The following is a 23619-nucleotide window of genomic DNA, read 5'->3' as shown; positions in this document are numbered from 1 at the left end:
TGTTGTAGCCTTATTACTATTTCGCTGCGCTGGTCTTCATTTCCTTCCGAATCTCTTCAATCCCCTGCTTGAGTTGATTGTCATTTTTCGGATCGCGAATTTTTTCGATCAGCTTGGCTTCCATCGCCGCTGCTGTCTTCGCATCAATCACACCGTTAACCGTCAGCTTCGCCTGTTTTTGAAAAGCATTAACGGAGCTTTCCGTCACTTTATCAAAATAGCCGTCTTCGCGGCCTGGCTTGTAGCCCAAGCCTTGCAGAATGATTTGCGCATTTTTCACATCGCCGCTATTCATATTGTATTTCAACGGCTTTTCCTTGTTCAGTGGTGCTGCTGTGAAGAATTCAGGCTGTTCCACCGCGATATCCGGCTTAATGCCTTTTTTATGAATCCACGTTCCATCTGGCGTCAGCCATTTGGCAATCGTGATTTTAAGCAGGCTACCGTCGCCCATTTGCTTGTCATAGCTGGTCTGTACGGTACCTTTACCAAAGGAATTTTCCCCGATCAATACTGCGCCAGCCGATTGCTGGAGAGCGCCTGCCAGGATCTCGGACGCGCTTGCGCTACCTTTATTCATGAGCAGCGTCACCGGATATTTCTTACTTGATCCTTTGGATTTCTCTTCTTCACGCTTCTGATTCTTGTCTTCCACTTGCACGATCGTTTTGCCAGAAGGTACAAATTGCTGTGCGATATCAATCACGACGGAAAGTACGCCGCCCGGGTTATTACGCACGTCGATGACGAGCCCTTTAAGTCCCTGTTTTTCCAGCTTCGCGAGTTCTTCTTTAAAACGATCTGCTGTATTCAAGGAGAACTGGGTAATCGTGATTACACCTACACCGCCGCTTTCCATATGAGCCGTCACGGTTTCCATATCAATGCTGTCACGGGTAATGGTGTATTCCAACGGATCAGGAGAGCCGTTGCGCTGAATTTTGACCTTGGCCTGACTACCTTTAGGTCCACGTATTTTGGAAACGGCCTTGTTCAAATCCAGACCATCCAGCGTTTCACCGTTAACGGACAAAATAATGTCCTTGGAACGCAGTCCCGCCTTCTCGGCCGGTGAGCCTTTAATTGGCGTTACTACGACCACTTTTCCGTTTTCTGCCGCTACCTCAGCCCCGATTCCGGTAAAGGAGCCTTCAATGGACTGTTCAAACTGCTGTGCTGTTTCTTTGCCCATATAAGAGGAATATGGGTCGCCGAGCGATTCCATCATACCGTTGATGGCTCCGTCCACCAGCTTGGTACGGTCGACGTCCTGATAATATTGCCCCTGAATCAGATCCATCGCTGTCTCGATTTTGCGGATATCACTTCTGGAGGTGGAACTGCTACCTGTCACGCTCGCCAGCAGTCCTTCGCCCAGAGCGCTGCTTCCCACTGTCGTCGTTCCAGTATAAGCAAAAGTGAGCAGGCTACCGCCAAGCAGCCCAATCACCATCAAGAGTACCGCTGTACTTTTTTTCAACATCTAATCGTCCACCGCCTTCTATTGATCTTGTATACTATTGCCTTACAACGCATATCCATCCACGCAGTATACGTCTAGCTTGTACGGAATATGTTAATTGTATCCTACTCTGTGTTTCAATGCACATGTTCTGCACCGGGTATCAAGCTATGAAGACAAAGCCCTATCTACAACCGTATTGGCTACAAATAGGGCTTCCCTTTTCAACTATAGATAGTTCATCGGATTTACTGGTTTGTTATTCTCGCGCACCTCAAAATGACAATGAGGTCCTGTTGAATTGCCCGTCGAACCAACTTCTGCAATTTTTTGACCGCGTTTCACAGTCTGTCCTGTACGTACCACCGTACCGCCATTGCGAATATGTCCGTATAGGGTCCATAATCCGTCTCCGTGATCAATCACGACCGTATTGCCATAGCCACTCCACCATTCCGCAACAATGACAACACCATCTTCTGCTGCATGAATATCGGTTCCCTGTGGAGCCGCCATATCAATGCCTGTATGGCCTTTAAGCTTGCCGGTAATCGGGTGTACCCGCATGCCAAAAGTAGACGAGAGTCGGTAATTGGATACAGGCAAAGCCAACGTGCCCGATCCACCCGTATACGTACTGGCTGCCGTATGACTGGAATTCGAGCCTGCGCCTGAGGATGAAGAGGCATATCGCTTGGCTTCAGCGGCACGCGCAGCCGCTCTAGCACGTGCCGCTTTAGCCGCCTGCTCCGCTCTGAGCTTATTTTTCTCCTGCAACAGACCCACACGTTTGTTAGCGAGGGCTACCAGCATATCATTTTGCTCTTCACTGATTTCATCCGACTCAGCAATATCATGATCATAATTGGCAATCAGTCTTTGCTTCTCTTTTTCCTTCGAATTCAGTTCTACTTTGGCGTCCTGCTTAAGCGCATACAGCTTCTTGGCATTTTTATATTCTGTGTCGAGCTGCTTCTTCTTGCTTACGACCAGAGCCTTGTCCTTTTTATGCTCGTCCAACAAGATTTGATCCTGCTCCACGATCGTTTTCAGGGAATCCACCCGGCTGAGGAAATCGCTAAAGCTGGCCGAAGACATAAGCACGTCCATATACGAGACCGTTCCGTCCGTATACATCAAGCGCACACGGGTCTCCAGCATCTTTTCACGTGCCTGAATGCGGTCAATCGCTTCAGATAAATCTTTTTTGGTTGCACGCAGATTATCTTCGGTTTGATCAATCTGAACCGCTACACGAGTCAACTGGTCGCTGACGCTGTTAATCTGGTCGAGTACAATTTTCAGGTTTTGCACGGTTTTATTTTTGTAATGTTGGGCATACTGTTTATCTTGAGCCGCCTTTTCCTGCTGTTGCTTGGCAGATTGGGCCTGCTTTTCCAATTGATTCAGTTGCGAATTGATTTCATGCATGCTTTTGGCATATCCGTCAGAAGGCTGGATTAGCAATGCGGCTACCAAAGTAGCGGCCAACACAGATCCTGTTTTTTTCAACTTGCACTCCCCATCCTTTATCGCAAAATAACACCGGCTTCCCCGTTCTAAAGAATACCGACTGTGACGTCCACCAATGAATCTTTATACTTTCAAGAACTTGCGCATGGATAGGGTACTGCCTACAATCCCGACGAGCATTCCCAAAATGATTAGCAGGGCACTCAATTGAATCCAAACGCCCTGAAGCGGCATAAGCTTCAACATATTCAGTGCAATATCGCCTTGAACGGCTGTAAGCAAACGCTGATAACCAGCAAACAAAATACCTACCGTAATCACAGAACCCATCAGGCCAATAAGCGCACCTTCAATAAAAAACGGCCATCGTATAAAAAAGTTGGTCGCACCAACCAGTTTCATAATGCCAATCTCTCTGCGTCGTGCCAAAATGGTCACGCGGATCGTATTCGAAATCAGGAACATGGACATAAGTCCCAATCCAGCTACGAATATAAAGCCCACATTACGGATGAGCTTGGTAATGGTGAAGAGCGTCTCCACGGTACCTTTTCCGTAACGGACCTTTAAAATCGGTTTCTCCGGATGTATCGTGTTCAGCTTCTCAATCTTCTCAGCCACAAATGGGACCGTTGTCGGTTCAATGACCTCTACAACGATTTTGTCTGGAAGCGGATTGCTGTCCTTATCAAAACCTTCCAGCAGCTCCTTGCCGCTGTCTCCCAAATCTTTTCGCAGCTCCTCCAAGCCTTGAGCTTTGGTGATAAAGGTGGTTTTGCTAATTTCCGGCATCGCCGCGATTTCCTTTTGCAGCGTTTCACGCATGTTTTGTTCTACATTCAGCTCCAAAAATACGTTAACCTCCACCTGGCTATCCGCCTGATCAGCCAAGGAGTTGACGTTAAGCACCAGCATAATAAACACACCCAGTATAAGCAGTGACACAACAATCGAGGTGACGGATGCCACGGACATCCAGCCATTGCGGAATATGTTTTTGAAGCCTTCCCGCAGATGACGCAAGAAGGTATTAAAAGTCATATCCGTACTCCCCTCTCACCTGATCCCTTACGATGTTACCATTTTCGATGGCAATGACGCGTTTACGCATGGAGTTTACGATGTCCTTATTGTGTGTCGCCATAACAATGGTCGTGCCGCGAAAATTAATTTCGTCCAGCAACTGCATGATCTCCCACGATGTTTCGGGGTCCAAATTACCTGTGGGTTCATCGGCAATGATCACGGACGGATTGTTGACAATAGCCCGTGCAATAGCTACGCGCTGCTGCTCCCCACCGGAAAGCTGGGCAGGCTCGCGATTCATTTTCGTTTTCAAGCCAACCAATTCGAGCACTTCCGGCACCCGTTTGCGAATCAGCTTCTTGGGAGCCTCAATGACTTCCATCGCAAAAGCGACATTCTCATAGGCCGTCAAACGCGGCAAAAGCCGGAAATCCTGAAAAATGACTCCGATGTTACGACGAACGTAGGGAATTTTACGCTGCTTGAGCTTCCCGATATTAAATCCATTAACTGAAATTTGCCCCTTGGTCGGTACTTCTTCTCTATAAATAAGCTTCATAAAAGTCGATTTACCCGCCCCGGACGGGCCGACTACGTATACGAATTCATTACGGTCAATTTTGACCGATACTCCCTGAAGTGCGTGGGTTCCATTAGTATAGGTCTTCCACACATCCTGCATTTCAATCACTCGATCACTTCCCGCTGCTTAATCATAATACGTATAACTTAATATCCATTCGACATATTCCATGCATTTCCTTTAAAAAGTCCTGTATTTCATCATACCGTTTATCATTGTAACAAATTTGTTACCTAAATAGTACCGAAAGTTTTCTGCTTTTGGCACATATATATGAATATTATGGCACATGAACACGCTGCCAAGCTTACGAGACAGGAGACAGCCGCATTATGAAAAAAATTCATTTATCCTTCATCTGGATATGGACTGTAATTCTGGCGTTGGCCATGTTGTGGGGAGGACTGCATCTGTACGCCGACAGGCAAACGCTGCCGAAAGGCGTAACAGTCGGAGGAGTCAATGTGGGAAATATGGATAAAACAGCCGCGCTCCGACTGCTGGACACAAAGCTGAATACATTGAAGCAACGCCCCCTGATCCTGACGGACAGCGACAGTAGCGCGCAGGATATCAAGCTTACGCTCGGGGAAGCGGGTATCCACTATGAAGCGAAGGCATTCCGTGATGCCGTGAATGCGCTCGTCTCGGAGCATCTTTGGACTCGTGCGCAGACGCGGTTTTCCTTTGGAAAAGTATGGACCATCACACCTTCCCGGCAGGAGTCAGCCTTGCAGGCCAGGTTCGGAGCTAATTGGGAGGAACAGCGTTACGGCAAGCCTGTCAATGCCGTGCGCCAGATCGACGGGGACGATCAGATTCGCTATATTCCCGGCCGCTCTGCCAGGCGCCTGGATTGGCCCAAGCTGGGCGTAGCGCTGGATAAGGAGCTGCCCAAGGATTTTACCGCTTCCGGGGAGCCAGTGCGGGTAGAGCTGCCGTTTCGTCAACTAGAGCCGGACATTATGGTGGACAGTCTGCGGAGCGAAGGGATTGAGCGCAAAATTGTCCAGTTTTCCACCAGCCTCAGCAGCAGCTCGGAAGGACGTGTGTACAACGTCAATTCAGCGGCAAGCACCGTTGACGGTTTGATTCTCAAGCCGGGCGAGATATTCGATTATGGTCAGATCATTGCCAAGGCTGAGCGCACACATGGCTTTCGTGAAGCTCCCGTGATCGTAAACGGGCAGCTGGAACCGGGCATTGGCGGCGGGATTTGTCAGGTATCCAGCACCGTCTATAATGCGGCGCTGCGAGTCGGTCTGGACATTGTTGAGCGCCGCAACCATTCCTTGCCGGTCAGCTACCTACCCAAAGGTCAGGATGCAACTTTTGCTACAGGATCTATCAATTTCCGCTTCAAAAACAATACAGGCAAGCATTTGCTCCTTCGTGCCGCTGTCCAAAACCGGACGCTTACCGTCAAATTTTTCGGCACATTCCCGTCCAATGTGTCCTATGAGCTGGAATCGCGTACGGTTCGTGTATTACCCATTCCAGAGAAAACAATCCGTAATGACTCACTTTCCCCCGGCTTCTATCAGGTGCTTCGGCAGGGCAAGGCAGGATACGTGGTGGAAACGTACCGAATGAAGATCGTAGATGGCAAGACCGTGGAGCGCACCCGAATCAGCCGTGATACCTACCGTGCGCAGCAGCGTATTGTGGCTGTTCACAGCGGAAGCACATCGCCTGAGCCGCAAACACGCGAACAGCAGGAGCCTATTGTAGAAGACGGCATAAGTGAATAAAGCATGCATACAATCATAACAAAAAATCCCCTTCGACTACCGCCTGAATTGGTACCAGCGGAGTTAAAGGGGGATTTCAAGTGACGGGATGGTTTTACTCGCTGCGTTTGCCTGAAACAGAAATTTCTACAGGCGCACTTTCGCTTCCGTCTTCATCCACTGCTTTGACAACCAGCCTAACAGTGGCTTTTTGAGTAAGCACGCTAATGCTAAACGTACCATCGTCCTTGGCTACTTCACTACCGATTGGCAGATCGTTGGAATAGACGGTTACTGTGGAACCTGCTTTAGCTGTCCCCGTAATCGTACCTTCGCCGTCATGCACTTCGTTTACTTTAAGTGTATCACTGGAAGCTACCGCATCAGTGTTTGAATCTGTAGTTGTATCAGTGCTTGTGTCTGTCGCTGTGGAGCTGTCCGTAGTCGTATCCGTGCTGTTGTTCGTTGTGCTGTCTGTATTCGTTGTCGTGCTGTCTGTGCTGGTGCTGCTATCTTCTGTTTCGCTTCCAGGAGCAGTAGACGTGTTACCATACGTCGAATCCGTAACGTTACCGTATGTGGAATCTGTTACCGTTCCACCAGGAGTCGATGTGAGATTATCAACCGCGCTCAGGTTGTAACCGGAAGCTGCATCCAGAATAGCAACTGCTTCTGCACGTGTCAGCGACTTCAATGGCTGGAATTTACCATCAGGATAACCGTTGATGATTTTTTGCTCCGCAGCAGCGGCTACACTTTTTTTCGCCCATGATCCGATTTTGTCGGAGTCTATGAACTTGGTAACATCTGCCGCGTTACCTGCTGTCAGTCCAATGGCTTTGCCCACAATAGCGGCAGCTTCCTGACGCGTTACTTTTCCATTCGGTTTGAGCTTGTTATCTGCATAGCCGCTTATGTAACCTGCATTCACGGCATTTGTCAGTTCATTGAATGCCCAGTGCGAAGCTGGTACATCTGTGAACGTTCTGTTTCCATTACCGTTTACCTGAACACTGTCCGCATACGTTACGTCCGTCACGGCTGGAGTATCCTGCGTGAACGTACCGAGACTACGGTTCAAGAGAACGATAAATTCTGCACGTGTGATGGCCGCATCCGTTTTCACCGCACCGTCTAATTTTCCTGTAGCCGACCAACGTTGTACCTGGTCTCCTGCCCAATGACCGCTTGTATTCTGAGGAGCGGCTGCTGCTGCGCTGAATGCGCTAAGAATAAGACCTGTACTCAATACACTAGTAACTGTGTTTCTGAACTTATTTCCCATACTCTGAATTCCTCCTTATGATTGGCTTCACCATTCTTTTTTTAAACACTTTACCAGAAATCAAACCCAAAAAACCCCCAAATTAAAAAAATCGTCCCATATAACCATAACCCGTCCTTATGTAGCATAAATGGGACTCAGGACTTAATACCTAGTTATTCACTGGGATATGTATATTTGGACAGACTACGTTATACTGAAATCACAAAATCCCTAGTAAAAGAGGTTTTCCTATGGCTCTTATTCAATGTCAGTTTTATTCAGAAGTCCTTGGCTTGAGCACATCCATGCATGTTATTCTCCCTCAGGAAACCCGTTCGCAGATAGGACTCGAAGGCAAGCAAGGAACCGGACCACACCCAACACTGTATTTGCTGCACGGCCTGTCGGACGATGATTCGATCTGGTTACGCAGAACCTCCATTGAACGCTACGTTGCTTCACTGGGGATTGCTGTTGTAATGCCGCAGATTCACCGGAGTTTTTATACCGATATGGAGCAGGGAGGGGCTTACGGGACCTTTATCAGTGAAGAATTGCCGACTTTGGCACGTTCTTTCTTTCCCTTGTCCGCCAAGCGGGAAGACAATTTTGTGGCGGGTCTTTCCATGGGCGGGTATGGTGCCTTCAAACTGGCACTCCAGCATCCAGAGCGCTTTGCGGCCGCTGCCAGTCTCTCGGGGGTAATGGATTTACACGCGGCACGCATCGACCCTATACATAAAGCGATGAGTTCGGCGGAATGGAGTCACATTTTTGGTCCAGATGAAATACGCGGAACAGATCACGACTTGCTGGAGTTGCTACAACGTCATGCTACCTTGGGAACTTCACTCCCCCTGCTCTACCAATGCTGTGGTACGGAGGATTTTCTGTATGAGGGAAACCAGACCTTTCGTAAAGCGTGCGATACTGCCGGGATTCCACTGACCTACGAAGAGGGTCCAGGGACTCATGAATGGGGATACTGGGACGCGAAAATACAGGATGTACTCGCCTGGTTGCCGCTCAAGGGGCGATAAATAAGTGTAAAAAATACCCGCAGCTTCCCTCGCCGTATCATGGCGAAGTGGTAAAGCTGCGGGTATTCATTATGAAGCTATATGCCAATCAAGATTCAGGGTCTTGCCACACATCAAGGAGCTGTCGTCGCAGCCGTAGATGGAGAATCGGATTGTGACTTGGGTAGCACTTTGTACAAGCGCCATTCCCCGTTAAACTCGCCTTCGAGCTGAACCCAGGGTGCTCCTTTTTCATACAAATTCGGATACACCATGTTGATTTTACTCAGTGGCATGCCCGACTTGATCTGAGGTACAAGGATATAATCCACATGACTTTCCTGCGGATAGCTTAATGCCCTATTAAACGTATAATCACTTGTGATCAGGAAGCGCTTCGGATACTGGCTATATACAATCATGGTGTAGGCTGAGGCCGAATCGGTCATAATGGTTGACTTTGGCAAATGCTCATCCAGCCAGACTGCAATTTTCCGGTCCGATTCCTGTCTTACATAGTTCACATTCCCTGTTCGTGTGAGGAAGCTGTTCTCATCCGGCGCGATATCCGGGCGAGTCAGTGCATAGGAGAGTAATCCGGCTGTAAGCACCAGACTGACGGACACCAGACCAAAGGCCGCCCGCCGCGCTCTATCCTGGAGCTGACTCAGCTCATACGGCAGCCAGGCAACGGTAATCGGAAACACGTACATAAAATAGCGGAACCATCCATATGAGGATTGCTTCATCATGAGTAAAAATTGTAAACCCGGCACAGACAGGAACAACAGTAAAATAACCAGCGTTCCCCACCGCAACAACCGCCCGCTTAACAGTCGAATGAACAGAATAGCGAACAACGGCACGGAATACCAGAGGGTTTTAGAAGCGATAAATTTCAAGGCAACCAACGGATGATTAAAGATTTCCACGAATTTATCATCATTTAGCAATTCTGCCGATTGCGCCGTGTTGGAATACTCCGAATTAAGGAAATAGAAGGCATTTCCCATAATGAGATAGTTAAAGAAAATCCACAACAGACCGGAAAAAACAACAGGCAGCAGGAGAAGCAGCCAGGTCGCCTCGACCTTATGTAGCTTTTCCCGAAAAGGCAGCTCACGTCTGCCCATGTTCCGGTGAAGAAACAGAATGGCCACGACCACGCCGCCCGCCATCGCCACCCCGAGGGGGACTGCCTCATATCGAGTCCAGAACGCCATGGCAAGCGCTAATCCGGATACGATCAGACTCGCCGTCATGCGGTCCTTGAGCCACAGCGCAAATTCAATCACCGTCATCATAATAAAATATATGTATAGCGAATCGCTCAGCCCGTTGGCACCGAACAATAAAATAAACGGATTCAGCGCATAGAACAGCGCCAGCATCAAGCTCATTCCCGAGCTAAGCCCTGTTCTGACACCCGCCCGATACAGCAGCACAGCTGTCAAAGCGGCAAAGGTAGCACTCAGGATGACAGCCGCCAATCCGTAGGATGCTAATGCCGGAAATAATGGGTACAGCAGTAATATCACCATTTCCAAAAGACTGGGCAACGGATTCCAGATGAATCCGATGGCACCCAAATGCGGATCACGGCTATATAGCACATAAAATGCATTGGCTACGCGACTGAGCGCGTCCGTATGCATGTATCCCAGAACATAACTGAAATAAATGCCTGCGAACAGCTCCAGCGCAAGTATAAACACAAACAGACCTATAACCATCCATCTGTTTGCTGACCATTTGCGAAAGGACATTCCTCTCGTTCCCCCTCAAACTTGTTACGGTGTTTTTTTCTCAAAATTATGAAGTCTCTTTCTGACGCTGTTGTGGAACGGAGAAAATCCAATAGCGATTCCAGATATAATTGTGAACGGGCACGATGATGGTGGTCAGTACCTCACCGATCAGATACGACCAGCCGATCCAGTGAATGGTTGCGTACATCAGACCTGCATTCAAGAGCAGGCCACAGGAGCAGACCAACAAATATTTAAGAAACTGGGTGCGACTCCCCTCCCCGGTAGGCTCGAATGTCCAGTTCCGGTTCAGCACATACGATACAAGCAGCGTGACTACGAATCCGATCGTAGTAGCCGTTACCGCAGGCACCCTGAACAGTTCCACCAGCAGTACAAGTACACCGACATGGATACCTGTACCCAGCAGCCCCACAATGCCATATTTAATGATTGGATACTTTAGATATGAACGTCTGATCATGTTGATTAAACTCCCTGTCCACCCACAATCGGTCAGCGTTCGCTCGTTTGTCTGCAATCAGATAACGAGGTCTGGCTTTGACTTCGTGATATATGGCGGCGATATATTCTCCTACCACTCCGATGGACAGCATCAATACACTGCCGATAATCAAGAGCAGCAAAATAACAGTTGTAAAACCGGTCACAGCGGTACCCGTTAATTTGTGCGCCAAGGTTTGAATTCCCAATATAACTGAAATCAGCATAAAAATGAGTCCCATTAAACTTACTACCCGCAACGGCACGGTTGAAAACGAAACTATTGCTTCCGCTGCCAGCCGAACCAGTCCCAACGGACTCCAGCGACTGGGGCCCTCCTCCCGAGGAGCCACCCGGAACGAAATCTGGGTTTTGCGGAAACCAAGCCAGGCCGTCATCCCGCGAAAAAATGGAATCCGTTCAGGCATCGCCATCCAGGCATCCACCACCCGGCGATCCAGCAGCTTATAATCCGAGGCATCTTTGAGGTTAAAGCCCGTCAAACGGTTCAAGGTCGCGTAGAACAATGAAGCCCCAAACTTTTTGCCTACCGACTCTTCTCCACGGAATTCCTTCACACATTCGACCAGATCGTAACCCTCATCCTGCCATAAACGCACCATTTCCCCAATCATCTCAGGAGGATGCTGCAAATCTCCGTCCATGACGATGATGGCATCGCCGGAGGCGTTTTCCAGACCTGCGCATAGCGCTAGCTCCTTGCCGAAGTTCCGGCTGAGCCGAAGTGCGAGCAGAGAAGGCATACGACGGGACAATTCGGACAGCTTGAGCCACGTATCGTCTCTGGAACCGTCATCTATGACAATCAGCTCATAGCGTGAAGTGACCACAGACAGCACCCCATCAATCACCTTGAGTGAACGCTCCAGATGTGAGCTTTCATTATACATGGGAATGACAACAGATAAAAAAGGTGTTTTTGTCTCCATTCTTGCTCCTTCTTTCTTCATATTCAGGAGGACTGTGCCGGGGCTTCATCCAGGTCATGCATATCGGTCAGACCATGCGTCGTCTTCTCCCAATAGAACGGCTTGGTAATGAGCTGCCAGGCTGCCTTCACCGCAGCAATACTCATAAGTACCCAATACAGCGGCGAGAGTAGCCCATATTTGACCATCGCGTATGAAAATGTACGTTCACCGCGCTCTTCCAGTTCCCCGATGACCCAATACATTCCGGCCACATTACTGAATACGAACAAAAAATTACCGATATAAAATTCCGCGCTGGCCAGGTAATACACATAACCCGGGAACAGCTTGGGAATAAAGGCCATTTCCCAACCAAACCATAAAATCAGCAATCCCCAAAAAATTGGATTCAACAAAGGCAGCATCGGTGTCGCCAAAATCATTACCTGAAAGCCGAAAAAGCCTTTCCAGCCCACCTCACGCACCAACTTCACCGGATTGCGCATATGAACCAGCCATGTCTGCATATATCCCTTGATCCAGCGTGACCGCTGACGAATCCAGTTCCCTACGCGACTGTTCGCTTCCTCCCATGTACGGGAATCGACAATGGCGGTTTTGTAACCGCCTTTATACAGACGTATACCCAGATCGGCATCCTCGGTTACATTGTAGGGGTCCCACGCATTGATATCTTTGAGCACGGATACCCGAAAATGATTGGATGTTCCGCCCAAAGGAATAGGCGTATCTAACTGCATAATACCCGGCAGCAGCAGTTCGAACCACATACTGTATTCCTGCGTGAACCAGCGGGTCAGCAAATTTTGCGTACTGTTAAAATAGTTGAGCTTCGCTTGAATACACGCATAATGCTCAGGGAGCGAGTCGAACGCCGCAATGACCTTTTTTAGCTGGTCGGAGTCGGGACGATCCTCGGCATCATAAATAACCACAAATTCGCCGCGCGCCCGAATAAGTCCGTAGTTACACGCCTTCGGCTTGGTTTTGGGCAAGCCGTCAGGGACGACCAGTGTCGTATAATAGGCGGGCAGCTTCATTTCACGAAGCAGCTCAATGGTCTCAATATCGTCCTCTTCAATCAGCAGCCGCACATCCAGCTTGGATTTTGGATAATCAAGCTGCTCCAAATTCCGCAGCAGCATCGGAAGCACGCCCGCCTCCTTGTACATCGGTACGAGAATCGTATAGATCGGCAGCTTTTTCTCATCCATGGCGTCGACCTCTTCCTTCGTGAAGCGAAGCTGCGCCCCACGCCGGGAACCGAGATAAATAATACCAAATTTAAATAGCGTCATGGCAAAATAAAACAGCTGAATCAGCATATTGATGATCAGCACAGTATTCCAGCTGTTCCAGAAAAGACCGAGCAGCGTAATCACGCCCATCGCCGCGAACACCCACAGTTGTCCCTTCGTAAAGGTCGTGCGCGCCGAATTATGCGGCTCTTTTTCCAACAATCCGGTCGTGCTCTCCTGCATCATTTCTTCACCGTAGATTTTACCCCAGAGCTGCTCCATCTCTTCCTTGGTCGCCAGCACCTGCTCCACCGGCATGCCGAGAATGTCCTCCAGCTTCAAGCGCCGCTCTTCCAGCAACGGATCACTGACCGCCACAATATAGCGGTTCATATATTCATGAATGACGACCACGCCGTAAGCCATGGCCACCTGCTCGGGTAACTTATAGGCTGCATCCAGTGCCAGCTCTTCACCAATACGGCCGATCCGGTTCTGTGTAGCAATCGCGCGGTACAAATCCGCAGGCTCCAGCATTTGCAATGACAGCAAAATATCGCCGAGCAGCCCGCCGCTCTTCGCTTGGAACTCCAGTGCGCGCTCTAGCTGCTCTGGTGAAATATAGCCGGAACGTACCAGCATGTCGCCCAGTCGCTCTTTGGATTTATCACTATCCACCTGCTCCTGCAACTGCTCTGCGGTAATGAAGCCCATTTCTACCAAAATGTCGCCCAGCCTGCCACCGTAACGTTTTTGGTTTCGGATGGCGTCGGTAAGCTGGTCGCGGGTAATTATGCCGTTGTCCACCAATTGGTCTCCAAGGCGGGCCTTGCCGTTCCGTCCGTTCTGCATTCCCGTGGCGGCCTCTCCGCCTGCGGAACCAGGAGCGCTGGAGACTACTCCCAAGGCGGCTCCTGCCGCAGCCTGTTCCTGTTGGCCGCTAAGATATTGGACTTGCGCCTCCTGCGCTTGTCCATCCTGCACACTTTCATCCAGCAATTGCTCCACCGCTGCTGCCGTATCCGCCGCGCTCTGTAATGCAAGGATTCGCAGTTCCGTATCCTGAAGCCGCCGTTCCAGCTCCTCAATATGAAAATCCAGCTTGTATAACACCGGGGCCTGCTCCGTCCGCTGGGCCTCCAGTTGCTGCTCCAGTCGAGCGATCTGCTGACGCTCTTCTTTTATTCTTCTCTTGGTTTGGGGAATTGAAACTCCCCCAATCTGCCACCTCAGCCTGTCACCCATGGATTCCCGCCCTTTCAATCCAACGCCGCTCTTCTGCGAGCGCATCCGCAAGTAACTGCTTCAACTCTGCATCCCGTTGCTTCTTCCGTTCCAGCGCCGCGTGGAAAAGCTCCCGTTCCTCGCGCAGCAACTCCTCGTCCTTCATCCGCTCTTCGTGCAACGAAGACACCAGCTGATCGGCGTCAGAAGCGCGATAACCGATCCATGCGCTCTTTAACTGCCGCGCCGTTCTTTTGCTTCTCATAATACCTCCCTGAACCGTCCGGACTCTGCCTCTTGATCTGTCCCTGCATCCATGGTCTTACGTCTTCCTGAAAGCAGGACATTTTCTTATTCTCATTTAAACCCTTCGTTTACACATTGATGCAAGTCTTCCAGTCAAGAGAGACCCGTAAAAACCTGACATTTATTCATTTGATACCAGTTCTGTCCTGATGAATTGGTAATACAATTAAAAACTTAGTGCTATTCTACCATACTCGTAGTAGGAGTAGGTATACAATAATGTAAATTCTAGAAACTTTCACACTAATGCATACATAGGTATATAGAACTATTTTATGATTCCTGTGATTGCACCTGTCTAAGAAACCTTACGCAATCTATCATTGTTCAGATCACCATTAAAGCCAATTCCCCTCTAATACTTTAAAAAGCACAAAAAGCACCGCGAACGGTGCCCTTGCTATCTTGATATCCTGCTTATGTGCTAAACTATTAAATTCTACACAGCGTCCCGCTGCTGTGCAAGAATTCTTTTAGCCTCATTAGTTACTCCGTTTGTGCCCTTCAAACCATGTAGACGTGCTGCTCAGAAGCTGTTCACTGCGTCCGATGGCTGCCTGTACCTGTCCGGTTGCAGTTCCACCGTATACATTCCGGGCATTAACCACCGCTTCCGGTTGAAGCACCTCATAGATGCGGTCGTCGAACAAGTCGGAAAACTGCTGGAATTCCTCCAGTGTCAGATCAAGCAAATACTTGCCATGCTGGATGCAATACAGTACCGTTTTGCCGATGACCTCATGCGCCTGACGGAAAGGAAGTCCCTTGCCGACGAGGAAATCTGCAATATCTGTCGCATTGGAGAAGTCCTGATTGACCGCTTGACGCATGCGATCCTTGTTCACCTTCATCGTTGCGATCATTGGCGCGAACAACTGCAAAGCCCCTTCCAGCGTAGCAACAGTATCGAACATGCCTTCCTTGTCCTCCTGCATATCCTTGTTGTACGCCAGCGGCAAGGATTTCAATACGGTCAGCAGTCCAACGAGATTGCCATAGACGCGTCCAGTTTTACCGCGTACCAGCTCCGGTACGTCCGGGTTTTTCTTCTGCGGCATAATGCTGCTGCCTGTGCAAAAAGCATCATCCAGCTCCACGAAGCCAAACTCCGTGCTGCTCCACAGCACCAGCTCTTCGCTTAGACGCGACAAATGCGCCATGATCAGCGAAGCTCCAGCCAGAAACTCTACGATAAAGTCCCGGTCGCTAACGGCGTCCAGACTATTTTCATACACGCCATCAAAACCCAGTTGCTCGGCTACAAAATGACGGTCTATCGGAAAGGTCGTTCCAGCTAAAGCACCCGCACCGAGCGGTAATACATTAATGCGCTTGTAGCTGTCTTTGAGTCGGTCAATATCGCGCTCCAGCATAGATACATATGCGAGCAAATGATGCGCGAACAAAATAGGCTGCGCCCGCTGCAAATGCGTATATCCGGGTACAATCGTATCCAGATTATCCTTCGCCTGCCCAATCAGTGCGGCTTGTACATCATGCAGCATACCGACCAGCGCCACCACACGTCCGCGCAAATACAAGTGCATATCCGTTGCCACCTGATCATTACGGCTGCGCCCGGTGTGCAGCTTCCCGCCAACCGGACCAATCGCTTCGATCAGATTTTTTTCGATATTCATATGAATATCCTCGTCCGAAACCGAAAATTCAATCTCCCCACGGCGGATACGCTCCAATACCGTGTGTAGTCCTTCCCTGATCGTATCCGCATCGGCCTGCGGAATAATCCCGCATTTGCCCAGCATGGCTACATGAGCCAAACTGCCCTGAATATCTTCTTCCGCCAACGCCTGATCAAACCCGATGGAAGCCGTGTATTCCTCTACCAGCTTGTTGGTCTGCTTCGTAAAACGTCCGCCCCATAGCTTACTCATTTTTGCAAGATCCCCTCTCTGCAATACAAGCCGCCCTCGTCACTTGGACAAGGACGGCCCGCATCCCGTACATTTTTAGGTAATTCATTTATTTATTATTTTTGGCTACCCCTGCATTGACCTTCAAGCGCAGGGCATTCAAGCGGATAAAACCTGTTGCATCCCCTTGATCGTAAGCTTGTGTTGGATCAGCTTCCATCGTCGCAATATCCGGGTTGTACAAGCTGACCGGACTTTTGACACCTGCGCCAATAATATTGCCTTTGTACAGCTTCACGCGCACGGTACCACTGACATTCTTTTGGCTCTCATGAACCAGTGCCTGCAAAGCCACACGCTCCGGCGCGAACCAGAAACCGTTGTAGACCAGCGTAGCATATCGGGTAATCAGACTGTCGCGCAGATTCATAACCTCGCGATCCATCGTGATGGACTCCATTTTGCGATGAGCTGTGAACAGGATCGTACCGCCCGGCGTCTCGTACACTCCGCGGCTCTTCATACCGACAAAACGGTTTTCCACCATGTCCACACGTCCGATGCCATGCTTGCCGCCCAACTCATTCAGCTTTTCCATAACCTGCAACGGGTTTAGCTGCTCTCCGTTCAAAGCGACACAGTTTCCTGCTTCAAACTCCAGCTCCAAATATTCCGCTTCATCAGGAGCATCCTCAGGTGCATTGCTGAGCAAGAACATTTCTTTATTTTCAGGAGCGCTCGGATCAAACCAAGGGTCCTCCAGCACGCCGCTTTCATAACTAATATGCAGCAGATTACGGTCCATGGAGTACGGCTTGGCCGCAGAAGCGGTTACCGGAATATCGTGTTTCTCCGCATAGGCAATCATTTCTGCCCGGCCCGGGAACTGATTGCGGAACTCTTCCAGCCGCCAAGGTGCGATCACCTTGATATCGGGCGTCAACGCCGCCGCGTTCAGCTCGAAGCGCACCTGATCGTTGCCTTTGCCTGTCGCGCCGTGAGCGATAGCTGTTGCACCCTCTGCAATCGCAATATCCACCATCCGTTTAGCGATCAATGGACGTGCAATACTCGTTCCGAGCAAATATTGTCCTTCATACAAAGCACCCGCCTGAAACATCGGATAAATAAAATCCTTGGCGAATTCATCACGCAGATCATCAATATACACTTTGGAGGCTCCCGTAGCGAGCGCTTTTTCCTCCAAACCATCCAGCTCTTCCTTCTGTCCGATATCTGCGGTAAACGCTATAATTTCAGCGTCGTAGGTTTCTTTAAGCCATTTCAAAATGACCGACGTATCCAGACCGCCGGAATATGCGAGTACGATTTTTTCTTTTGCCATGATTGAAAGTCCTCCCCGAATGCTTCTAGCCACTATCTTTCATTCACATCTGCATCTAAATCTACAGATCATCTTCCACAAATGCAATCTTTCTAACCATAAAACATAACTTCTTTATCCCATCAAAGCAACCATCAATGCTTTTTGTGCATGCAGACGGTTCTCAGCCTCATCAAAAATCACTGAATTCGGTCCGTCGATTACACCTGCGCTCACTTCTTCGCCACGATGCGCAGGTAGACAGTGCAGGAACAGATAATCCGGCTTCGCCAGCTTAACCAGCTCCTCATTCACCTGGAAGTCGGCAAAAGCAAGCTCCCGTTCCTTCTGCTCTTCCTCAAAGCCCATGCTCGCCCATACATCCGTGTAGATTGCATCTGCATCCTTTACTGCTTCTTGCGGACTTTGGGTAATCACAATCTCACTGCCGGTTTGCTTGGCAATCTCACGGGAAGCTGCCACAACACTCGGATCAGGCTCATATCCAGCAGGACTTGCAATCGATACATGCACGCCAAGCTTCGCTCCACCAATCAACAGGGAATGCGCCATATTGTTGCCGTCCCCGATGTAGGCCAATTTAAGTCCTTTAAGCTTGCCCTTTTGCTCATACAAGGTCTGATAATCAGCCAGCACCTGACACGGATGCGCCAAATCGCTCAAGCCGTTGATCACAGGAACAGATGCATAACGCGCCAACTCTACAACATTATCGTGTCCGAAAGTGCGGATCATAATGCCATCCAGATAACGAGACATCACCTGTGCCATATCGCTAATAGGCTCACCGCGTCCTAGTTGAATGTCGTTTTTACTGAGAAAAAGGGCATGACCGCCCAATTGAAACATGCCGACTTCAAAAGACACCCGCGTACGTGTAGAGGATTTTTCAAAAATCAGTCCGATCGTTTTCCCCTTCAGCGGCTGATAGGTTTCTCCATTTTTATGCTTGCGCTTGATTTCGATGGCGAGATCAATTAAATATTGAATTTCTTCGGTCGAGTAGTCGTCCAACTCAAGGAAGTCCCGCCCCTTCAAGTTAATTTGCTGCAATGCCCCGCCCTGGCTCATGCTATCGTCTCCTTTTACACTCTAATCTAGGCAGTTTAACCACCTAAGCAATATGCTCCTGAATCAACTCAGTAATAAGTTCTACAGCCTGATCTATCTCGTCCTTCGTTACATACAGGTTAGGCAACAGGCGAACCACGTTCGGTCCTGCGGTAATGAACAGAATGCCCTTCTTTTGTCCTGCCAAAACAAGTTCCGCCACAGGCTCAGCACACTCGATGCCGACCATCAGGCCTTTTCCACGGATATCCTTCACAAAAGGAATCTCTCCAAGCTGCTTTTGCAGACTTTGGAACAAATACTCGCCCAGCTCAGCCGCACGCTCTGGAAGTTTTTCGTCAATAATCGTTTCAATGGTCGCCTGAACCGCTGCCATAGCAAGCGGAGTACCGCCAAAGGTGGAGCCGTGACTGCCCGCCGTGAACGCTTCGCGCAAATATCCTTTGCCCAGCATCGCACCAACGGAAAAACCACTGCCCAACCCCTTCGCCAACGTAAAGATATCCGGCTCTATGCCGTAGTGCTCAAAGGAAAACAACTTGCCTGTACGTCCCATGCCCGTCTGTACCTCATCAATGATCAAAAGCAATCCATGCTCGTTGCAAAGCTTTGTAATCACGTCTACAAAAGCAGGTTCGACCGGATACATTCCGCCTTCTGCCTGCACCATTTCCAGCATGATTGCGGCCGTATTCTCGCTGATTGCCTCTTCGAGCGCAGCCTGATCGTGGAGCGGAACACTTTTGAACCCGGCTGGAAGCGGTAAAAAGCCTTCTTTTACTTTATCCTGACCCGTAGCGGTCAAGGTTGCCAGCGTCCGTCCGTGGAAGGATTGCGTGAACGTAATGATCTCGTAGCGTCCAGTCTGCTTCACCTTCTGGTGATAACGACGCGCCAGCTTGATCGCAGCTTCATTCGCTTCTGCGCCGCTGTTGCAGAAGAACACAGCATCTGCGCTGCTATTGGCAGTCAGTAGAGCGGCGGCCCGTTCCTGCCCCGGAATATGAAACAGATTGGATACATGCCATAGTTCATCAATCTGCTTTTTCAAGCGTTCAGCTACAGCCTGTGGCGCATGTCCAAGATTGGTAACAGCAATGCCTGACATGAAATCCAGATAACGCTTGCCCTGATCATCCCACAGCCAGCTTCCTTGTCCTTTGACCAGTGTGAGCGGGTATCTTGCGTAGGTTGGAAAAAGAGAGCTGTTTGTCTGCACAGCTGCGGATGCCTTTTCCGTTTCTGCTCCGGCAACGGTTCCGTTCGTACCTGGCGTTTCGACGCTCACCAGCGTATTTGCTTCCTTACTCATTATGTTCACGCTCCCTTTTCGCTTTGTTTTATAGACTGGTTTGTATAGGATGACTACTGCATACGCATGATGCGCGTTCCAATGGCTTCTCCACCCAGCACACGGCTTAATATCTGCGGTTCACTGCCGTTCACAATGACAACTTCCTTCACCTTGCCGTGGATGCAGGCAATAGCCGCTCTCACCTTAGGAATCATGCCGCCGTATATTTCACCTGTGCTGATCATATCCTCAATCTCCTGTACGGTGATGGAGTCCAGCACCTTCTTTTCTCCGCCAATCTTTTTCAATATGCCCGGCACATCCGTAACGACGATCATCCGGCTGACTCCAAGATGAGAGGCTACTGCACCCGCCGCTGTATCTGCATTAATGTTGTAGCGCTGACCAGATCTATCAATCCCGATGGGCGCAATAACGGGCATGTAGTTCATATCCAGCACACCTGTAATAATCGAAGCCTGAACAGACGTTACTTCTCCGACCCAGCCGACCTCTGCGGCATTCGACACAGGCTTTGCCTCGATTAAATAGCCATCACTGCCTGACAAACCCAGTGCTCGACCTCCGTGTATTCCGATTCTGCGTACAATCTGCTTGTTAATGCTGCCCGCCAGCACCATTTCCACGACATCCAGCACGGGTTCGGTTGTTTTGCGCAACCCGTTGATGAATTCCGTTTCGATGCCCAGCTTCGCCAAATTGTCGGAGATCGCAGGGCCGCCGCCATGTACAATAACAGGTTGAAGGCCTTCCGACTGCAAGCGGGCCAGATCGTCAAAGAAGGAATCAGGCAACGCAGCCAGCGTACTTCCTCCGCATTTCATCACAAAATTACGACGTGCCAATCCCGCATGATTTGCTTGATCCGCGTTTTCCACTGCCGATTGCATATAATCTCCCCTTTTCTCCTCTGCACAGTCCGTGCCATTTTACAATAATGCCAGCATTCCATCCGTGCTTATTCCGTTGTCTATGTCCGATATGCAGCGTTAATCCGCACGTAATCGTAGGTTAAGTCACAGCCCCATGCTGTGGCGGTTCCGTTCCCGTGATGCAAATCTACAATAATCCGCACCGTATCTCCCCGAAGGTAGGAGAGCGCCTCATCTTCATCAAAAGAGACCGGACTGGACGCGCTCAGCACAACAATATCACCCAAGCGGATGTCTACCGTATCCGGGTTGACCGGCTCTCCGGCCCGTCCGACAGCTGCAATAATCCGGCCCCAGTTCGCATCAGCTCCAAAAACGGCCGACTTCACCAGACTAGACCCGATCACTGTCTTCGCGATCGCTTGAGCAGATGCATCGCTTACCGCGCCGCTCACGGACACCTCTACCAGCTTCGTAGCGCCTTCCCCATCGCGGGCAATTGCCTTCGCCAGCTCACGGCAGATATAGGTGAACGCTTCGGCAAAAGCATCCCAATCGGGATGTCCTGCGTGCAGCTCACGGTTACCCGCCAGCCCGCTTGCCATCGCAATCAGCATATCGTTCGTGCTCGTATCGCCATCTACCGTAATCATATTAAAGCTGGTATCCGTTGCCTGCTTCAATAGCTGATGAAGTGCAGTCTGCCCAATCGCAGCATCACAGGTCATAAAAGCCAGCATCGTCGCCATGTTCGGATGAATCATGCCCGAGCCCTTCGCTGCTCCGGCAATGTGTATGGTCACGCCATCCACTTCAACCGCCACGCATGCTTCCTTCTTAACCAAGTCCGTCGTCAGAATGGCTTGGGTAAATTGCTCCGCTCCATCGCTTTCCCCGTTCACACGGCCAGGTAATGCAGATATGCCGCCAAGCACACGGTCCATTTTCAAATGCTCACCAATCACGCCCGTCGATGCAACCGCTACATTGCTCTCCGCAACACCCAGCTCACGAGCAGCAGCCGAGCGCATGGCGTAAGCATCTTGCTCTCCTTGCTGTCCAGTGCAGGCATTGGCGTTCCCGCTGTTCACCACGACCGCTTGCAGCCGACCATCCACGAGGCTCTCGCGAGTCACTTTGAGCGGTGCAGCCTGAAATACATTGGTGGTGTATACCGCAGCGGCTGTAGCCTCAACCTCGCAGCGAATCGCGCCGATATCGTTGCGGTCAGTATTTTTAAGTCCGCAATGCAATCCTCCGGCTGTAAAGCCGCGCGGGGTTACGATATTCCCCCCGTTTACTACCGTAAACCCTGATTTGCTCATAATTGTGTGCCCTCGTCCGCAACGCTTTCTATAAGTAACGGTTCTATTTGCGAATCCATTCCCGCCCGCTTACGTTTCCCGTTCCATGTTGTGGCTGCTTGCTGCTTTACGGATATACCGGTATGAAGCCCAGTCCGAGGTTCTCCTCCCATCCCATCATCAAGTTTAAGTTCTGAATCGCCTGTCCGGCAGCACCCTTCACGACGTTATCAATGACCGAAATAATCGTAAGGCGCCCAGTCCGTGCATCTGCTGCAAAACCGATATCGCAGTAATTGGAGCCAAATACTTCCTTCGTTGCTGGCCATACACCTTCACCGCGCACACGGACAAAAGGTTGGTCTTTATAATAATCCCGGTATAGCCCGATGAGATCCTGATCTGTGTAATCACCCTTCAACGTGACATAAATCGTACTCATAATTCCTCGGGTCATCGGAACCAGTTGTGTTGTAAACGTAATCGTAACGTCCTCACCCGCAATATCGCCCAAAACCTGTTCGATTTCAGGGATATGCTGGTGCTTGTTAATCTTGTAGGCTTTAAAATTCTCGTTCATCTCCGCATAATGCGAAACGAGACTTGTTCCCCGGCCGGAGCCGGATACTCCGGATTTGGCATCTACAATCAGCGTCCGATGGTCGATCCAATCTGCCTTCAACGCAGGGATAATTCCCAGCAATGTTGCCGTTGGGTAGCAGCCCGGATTAGAAATAAAAGAGACGCCAGCAAGCTTTTCTGCATACACCTCGCTGAGTCCGTATACGGCTTGCTTGAGATATTCGGGTGAAGCCGCAGGCTTTTTATACCATGCTTCGTACGTTTCCCCGCTTCGCAGTCTGAAATCCCCAGAGAGGTCAATGACCTTCAATCCGGCATCAAGAAGCTGCGGCACCAGCTTGGTGCTGACACCAGAAGGTGTAGCTGTGAAAACCAGATCAGCCTTGGCAGCCGTCTCTTGAACATCGACACCGTCCAAATCCTGAACCACAATGTCCGTCAGATGTGGAAACCCGTCACTGATCGGGACACCCGCGCTGGACGAAGAAATAACAGATACGATCTCTACCTGCGGATGATGAACCAAAAAACGAATGAGCTCCACCCCGCCATACCCGGTGGAACCGACAATTGCCACTTTTAGCTTGCTGCTCACAGACCTTCCTCCATTCCGTTCCTATGAAATATGTATTATTATACGACTCTATTCATATAAATACAACATACTCATGTAAAGTTATTCACCCAAATTTGAAGTGATTGTCTCATGCATTGGTATTTATT

The 23619-nt window shown here is 49.9% G+C and carries 19 protein-coding genes; 2 read left to right on the top strand and 17 right to left on the bottom strand.

Annotated features, from left to right (window positions below):
• Positions 1–16: 16 nt before the first annotated feature.
• The 4 genes from ABH897_RS09705 to ftsE all read right to left on the bottom strand — a co-directional run bounded on the left by ABH897_RS09705 (position 17) and on the right by ftsE (position 4652).
• Positions 17–1483 carry a S41 family peptidase gene (locus tag ABH897_RS09705; protein ID WP_283653516.1) on the bottom strand — a complete coding sequence of 489 codons (1467 nt, stop codon included), beginning with the start codon at positions 1481–1483 and terminating at the stop codon, positions 17–19.
• A 207-nt stretch (positions 1484–1690) separates the two neighbouring features.
• Positions 1691–2974 (bottom strand): murein hydrolase activator EnvC family protein, encoded by a 1284-nt coding sequence (locus tag ABH897_RS09700; RefSeq protein ID WP_283653517.1) that lies wholly within the window; start codon positions 2972–2974, stop codon positions 1691–1693.
• An 84-nt stretch (positions 2975–3058) separates the two neighbouring features.
• Positions 3059–3976: a permease-like cell division protein FtsX gene (gene ftsX, locus ABH897_RS09695; protein WP_404580888.1), complete on the bottom strand. Its 918-nt coding sequence runs from the start codon at positions 3974–3976 to the stop codon at positions 3059–3061.
• Positions 3966–4652 carry a cell division ATP-binding protein FtsE gene (gene ftsE / locus ABH897_RS09690; protein WP_014278394.1) on the bottom strand — a complete coding sequence of 229 codons (687 nt, stop codon included), beginning with the start codon at positions 4650–4652 and terminating at the stop codon, positions 3966–3968. The genes ftsX and ftsE overlap by 11 nt, the downstream gene beginning before the upstream one ends.
• A gap of 224 nt (positions 4653–4876) precedes the next feature.
• Here ftsE and ABH897_RS09685 point away from each other — a divergent pair, with 224 nt between their 5' ends.
• On the top strand, positions 4877–6295 hold the full coding sequence (locus ABH897_RS09685; RefSeq protein ID WP_404591700.1) for a VanW family protein: 1419 nt from the start codon (positions 4877–4879) through the stop codon (positions 6293–6295).
• A 94-nt stretch (positions 6296–6389) separates the two neighbouring features.
• On the opposite strand, the gene ABH897_RS09680 is transcribed toward ABH897_RS09685, so the two are convergent.
• Positions 6390–7559, bottom strand: a complete 1170-nt coding sequence (locus tag ABH897_RS09680) for an S-layer homology domain-containing protein (RefSeq protein ID WP_404519460.1) — start codon at positions 7557–7559, stop codon at positions 6390–6392.
• Between the two features lie 233 nt (positions 7560–7792).
• On the opposite strand from ABH897_RS09680, the gene ABH897_RS09675 reads away from it, so the two are divergent.
• Positions 7793–8581: an alpha/beta hydrolase gene (locus tag ABH897_RS09675; protein WP_404580889.1), complete on the top strand. Its 789-nt coding sequence runs from the start codon at positions 7793–7795 to the stop codon at positions 8579–8581.
• 113 nt (positions 8582–8694) lie between these two features.
• Here ABH897_RS09675 and ABH897_RS09670 read toward each other — a convergent pair whose 3' ends face one another.
• The 12 genes from ABH897_RS09670 to argC form a co-directional block, all read right to left on the bottom strand.
• Positions 8695–10326, bottom strand: coding sequence for an ArnT family glycosyltransferase (locus ABH897_RS09670; RefSeq protein ID WP_404519458.1), 1632 nt, complete (start codon positions 10324–10326; stop codon positions 8695–8697).
• A 46-nt stretch (positions 10327–10372) separates the two neighbouring features.
• Positions 10373–10792 (bottom strand): GtrA family protein, encoded by a 420-nt coding sequence (locus ABH897_RS09665; protein WP_044646920.1) that lies wholly within the window; start codon positions 10790–10792, stop codon positions 10373–10375.
• Entirely contained in the window at positions 10755–11762 is a 1008-nt protein-coding gene (locus ABH897_RS09660; protein WP_044646921.1) for a glycosyltransferase family 2 protein, read from the bottom strand. Before ABH897_RS09660 ends, ABH897_RS09665 begins: the two co-directional genes overlap by 38 nt.
• Before the next feature lie 23 nt (positions 11763–11785).
• Positions 11786–14248, bottom strand: a complete 2463-nt coding sequence (locus tag ABH897_RS09655) for a cyclic di-GMP-binding domain-containing protein, MshE-related (protein ID WP_404591698.1) — start codon at positions 14246–14248, stop codon at positions 11786–11788.
• Positions 14241–14492 (bottom strand): hypothetical protein, encoded by a 252-nt coding sequence (locus tag ABH897_RS09650; protein ID WP_044646923.1) that lies wholly within the window; start codon positions 14490–14492, stop codon positions 14241–14243. The genes ABH897_RS09655 and ABH897_RS09650 overlap by 8 nt, the downstream gene beginning before the upstream one ends.
• A 523-nt stretch (positions 14493–15015) precedes the next feature.
• Positions 15016–16428 (bottom strand): argininosuccinate lyase, encoded by a 1413-nt coding sequence (gene argH, locus ABH897_RS09645; protein WP_404519453.1) that lies wholly within the window; start codon positions 16426–16428, stop codon positions 15016–15018.
• Between the two features lie 88 nt (positions 16429–16516).
• Positions 16517–17752 (bottom strand): argininosuccinate synthase, encoded by a 1236-nt coding sequence (locus tag ABH897_RS09640; protein ID WP_044646925.1) that lies wholly within the window; start codon positions 17750–17752, stop codon positions 16517–16519.
• Between the two features lie 114 nt (positions 17753–17866).
• Entirely contained in the window at positions 17867–18823 is a 957-nt protein-coding gene (gene argF, locus ABH897_RS09635) for an ornithine carbamoyltransferase (protein ID WP_134912217.1), read from the bottom strand.
• Positions 18824–18866: 43 nt separating this feature from the next.
• Positions 18867–20135 (bottom strand): acetylornithine transaminase, encoded by a 1269-nt coding sequence (locus tag ABH897_RS09630; protein ID WP_283653526.1) that lies wholly within the window; start codon positions 20133–20135, stop codon positions 18867–18869.
• A 53-nt stretch (positions 20136–20188) separates the two neighbouring features.
• A complete protein-coding gene (gene argB, locus ABH897_RS09625) occupies positions 20189–21028 on the bottom strand; it encodes an acetylglutamate kinase (protein WP_404591696.1) in 840 nt (279 codons plus the stop codon).
• An 80-nt stretch (positions 21029–21108) separates the two neighbouring features.
• Positions 21109–22335, bottom strand: coding sequence for a bifunctional glutamate N-acetyltransferase/amino-acid acetyltransferase ArgJ (gene argJ / locus ABH897_RS09620; RefSeq protein ID WP_404519452.1), 1227 nt, complete (start codon positions 22333–22335; stop codon positions 21109–21111).
• Between the two features lie 106 nt (positions 22336–22441).
• The gene (gene argC / locus ABH897_RS09615) at positions 22442–23491 is read right to left on the bottom strand and encodes an N-acetyl-gamma-glutamyl-phosphate reductase (RefSeq protein WP_283653528.1); all 1050 of its coding nucleotides are present in this window, start codon (positions 23489–23491) and stop codon (positions 22442–22444) included.
• Positions 23492–23619 lie beyond the last annotated feature (128 nt).

The organism is Paenibacillus sp. RC73 (genome assembly GCF_044908085.1).
GTDB lineage: Bacteria > Bacillota > Bacilli > Paenibacillales > Paenibacillaceae > Paenibacillus > Paenibacillus terrae_A.
Note: the sequence above shows the minus strand (reverse complement) of the source record. Positions and strands in the feature narration are given on the sequence as shown.

What these genes read in the sequence shown, in the direction of transcription:
- ABH897_RS09705 (WP_283653516.1), bottom strand. Translation starts at nt 1,483, where the DNA reads ATGTTGAAAAAAAGTACAGCGGTACTCTTGATGGTGATTGGGCTGCTT.
- ftsX (WP_404580888.1), bottom strand. Translation starts at nt 3,976, where the DNA reads ATGACTTTTAATACCTTCTTGCGTCATCTGCGGGAAGGCTTCAAAAAC.
- ABH897_RS09685 (WP_404591700.1), top strand. Translation starts at nt 4,877, where the DNA reads ATGAAAAAAATTCATTTATCCTTCATCTGGATATGGACTGTAATTCTG.
- ABH897_RS09680 (WP_404519460.1), bottom strand. Translation starts at nt 7,559, where the DNA reads ATGGGAAATAAGTTCAGAAACACAGTTACTAGTGTATTGAGTACAGGT.
- ABH897_RS09675 (WP_404580889.1), top strand. Translation starts at nt 7,793, where the DNA reads ATGGCTCTTATTCAATGTCAGTTTTATTCAGAAGTCCTTGGCTTGAGC.
- ABH897_RS09670 (WP_404519458.1), bottom strand. Translation starts at nt 10,326, where the DNA reads ATGTCCTTTCGCAAATGGTCAGCAAACAGATGGATGGTTATAGGTCTG.
- ABH897_RS09665 (WP_044646920.1), bottom strand. Translation starts at nt 10,792, where the DNA reads ATGATCAGACGTTCATATCTAAAGTATCCAATCATTAAATATGGCATT.
- ABH897_RS09660 (WP_044646921.1), bottom strand. Translation starts at nt 11,762, where the DNA reads ATGGAGACAAAAACACCTTTTTTATCTGTTGTCATTCCCATGTATAAT.
- ABH897_RS09655 (WP_404591698.1), bottom strand. Translation starts at nt 14,248, where the DNA reads ATGGGTGACAGGCTGAGGTGGCAGATTGGGGGAGTTTCAATTCCCCAA.
- ABH897_RS09650 (WP_044646923.1), bottom strand. Translation starts at nt 14,492, where the DNA reads ATGAGAAGCAAAAGAACGGCGCGGCAGTTAAAGAGCGCATGGATCGGT.
- argH (WP_404519453.1), bottom strand. Translation starts at nt 16,428, where the DNA reads ATGAGTAAGCTATGGGGCGGACGTTTTACGAAGCAGACCAACAAGCTG.
- ABH897_RS09640 (WP_044646925.1), bottom strand. Translation starts at nt 17,752, where the DNA reads ATGGCAAAAGAAAAAATCGTACTCGCATATTCCGGCGGTCTGGATACG.
- argF (WP_134912217.1), bottom strand. Translation starts at nt 18,823, where the DNA reads ATGAGCCAGGGCGGGGCATTGCAGCAAATTAACTTGAAGGGGCGGGAC.
- ABH897_RS09630 (WP_283653526.1), bottom strand. Translation starts at nt 20,135, where the DNA reads ATGAGTAAGGAAGCAAATACGCTGGTGAGCGTCGAAACGCCAGGTACG.
- argB (WP_404591696.1), bottom strand. Translation starts at nt 21,028, where the DNA reads ATGCAATCGGCAGTGGAAAACGCGGATCAAGCAAATCATGCGGGATTG.
- argJ (WP_404519452.1), bottom strand. Translation starts at nt 22,335, where the DNA reads ATGAGCAAATCAGGGTTTACGGTAGTAAACGGGGGGAATATCGTAACC.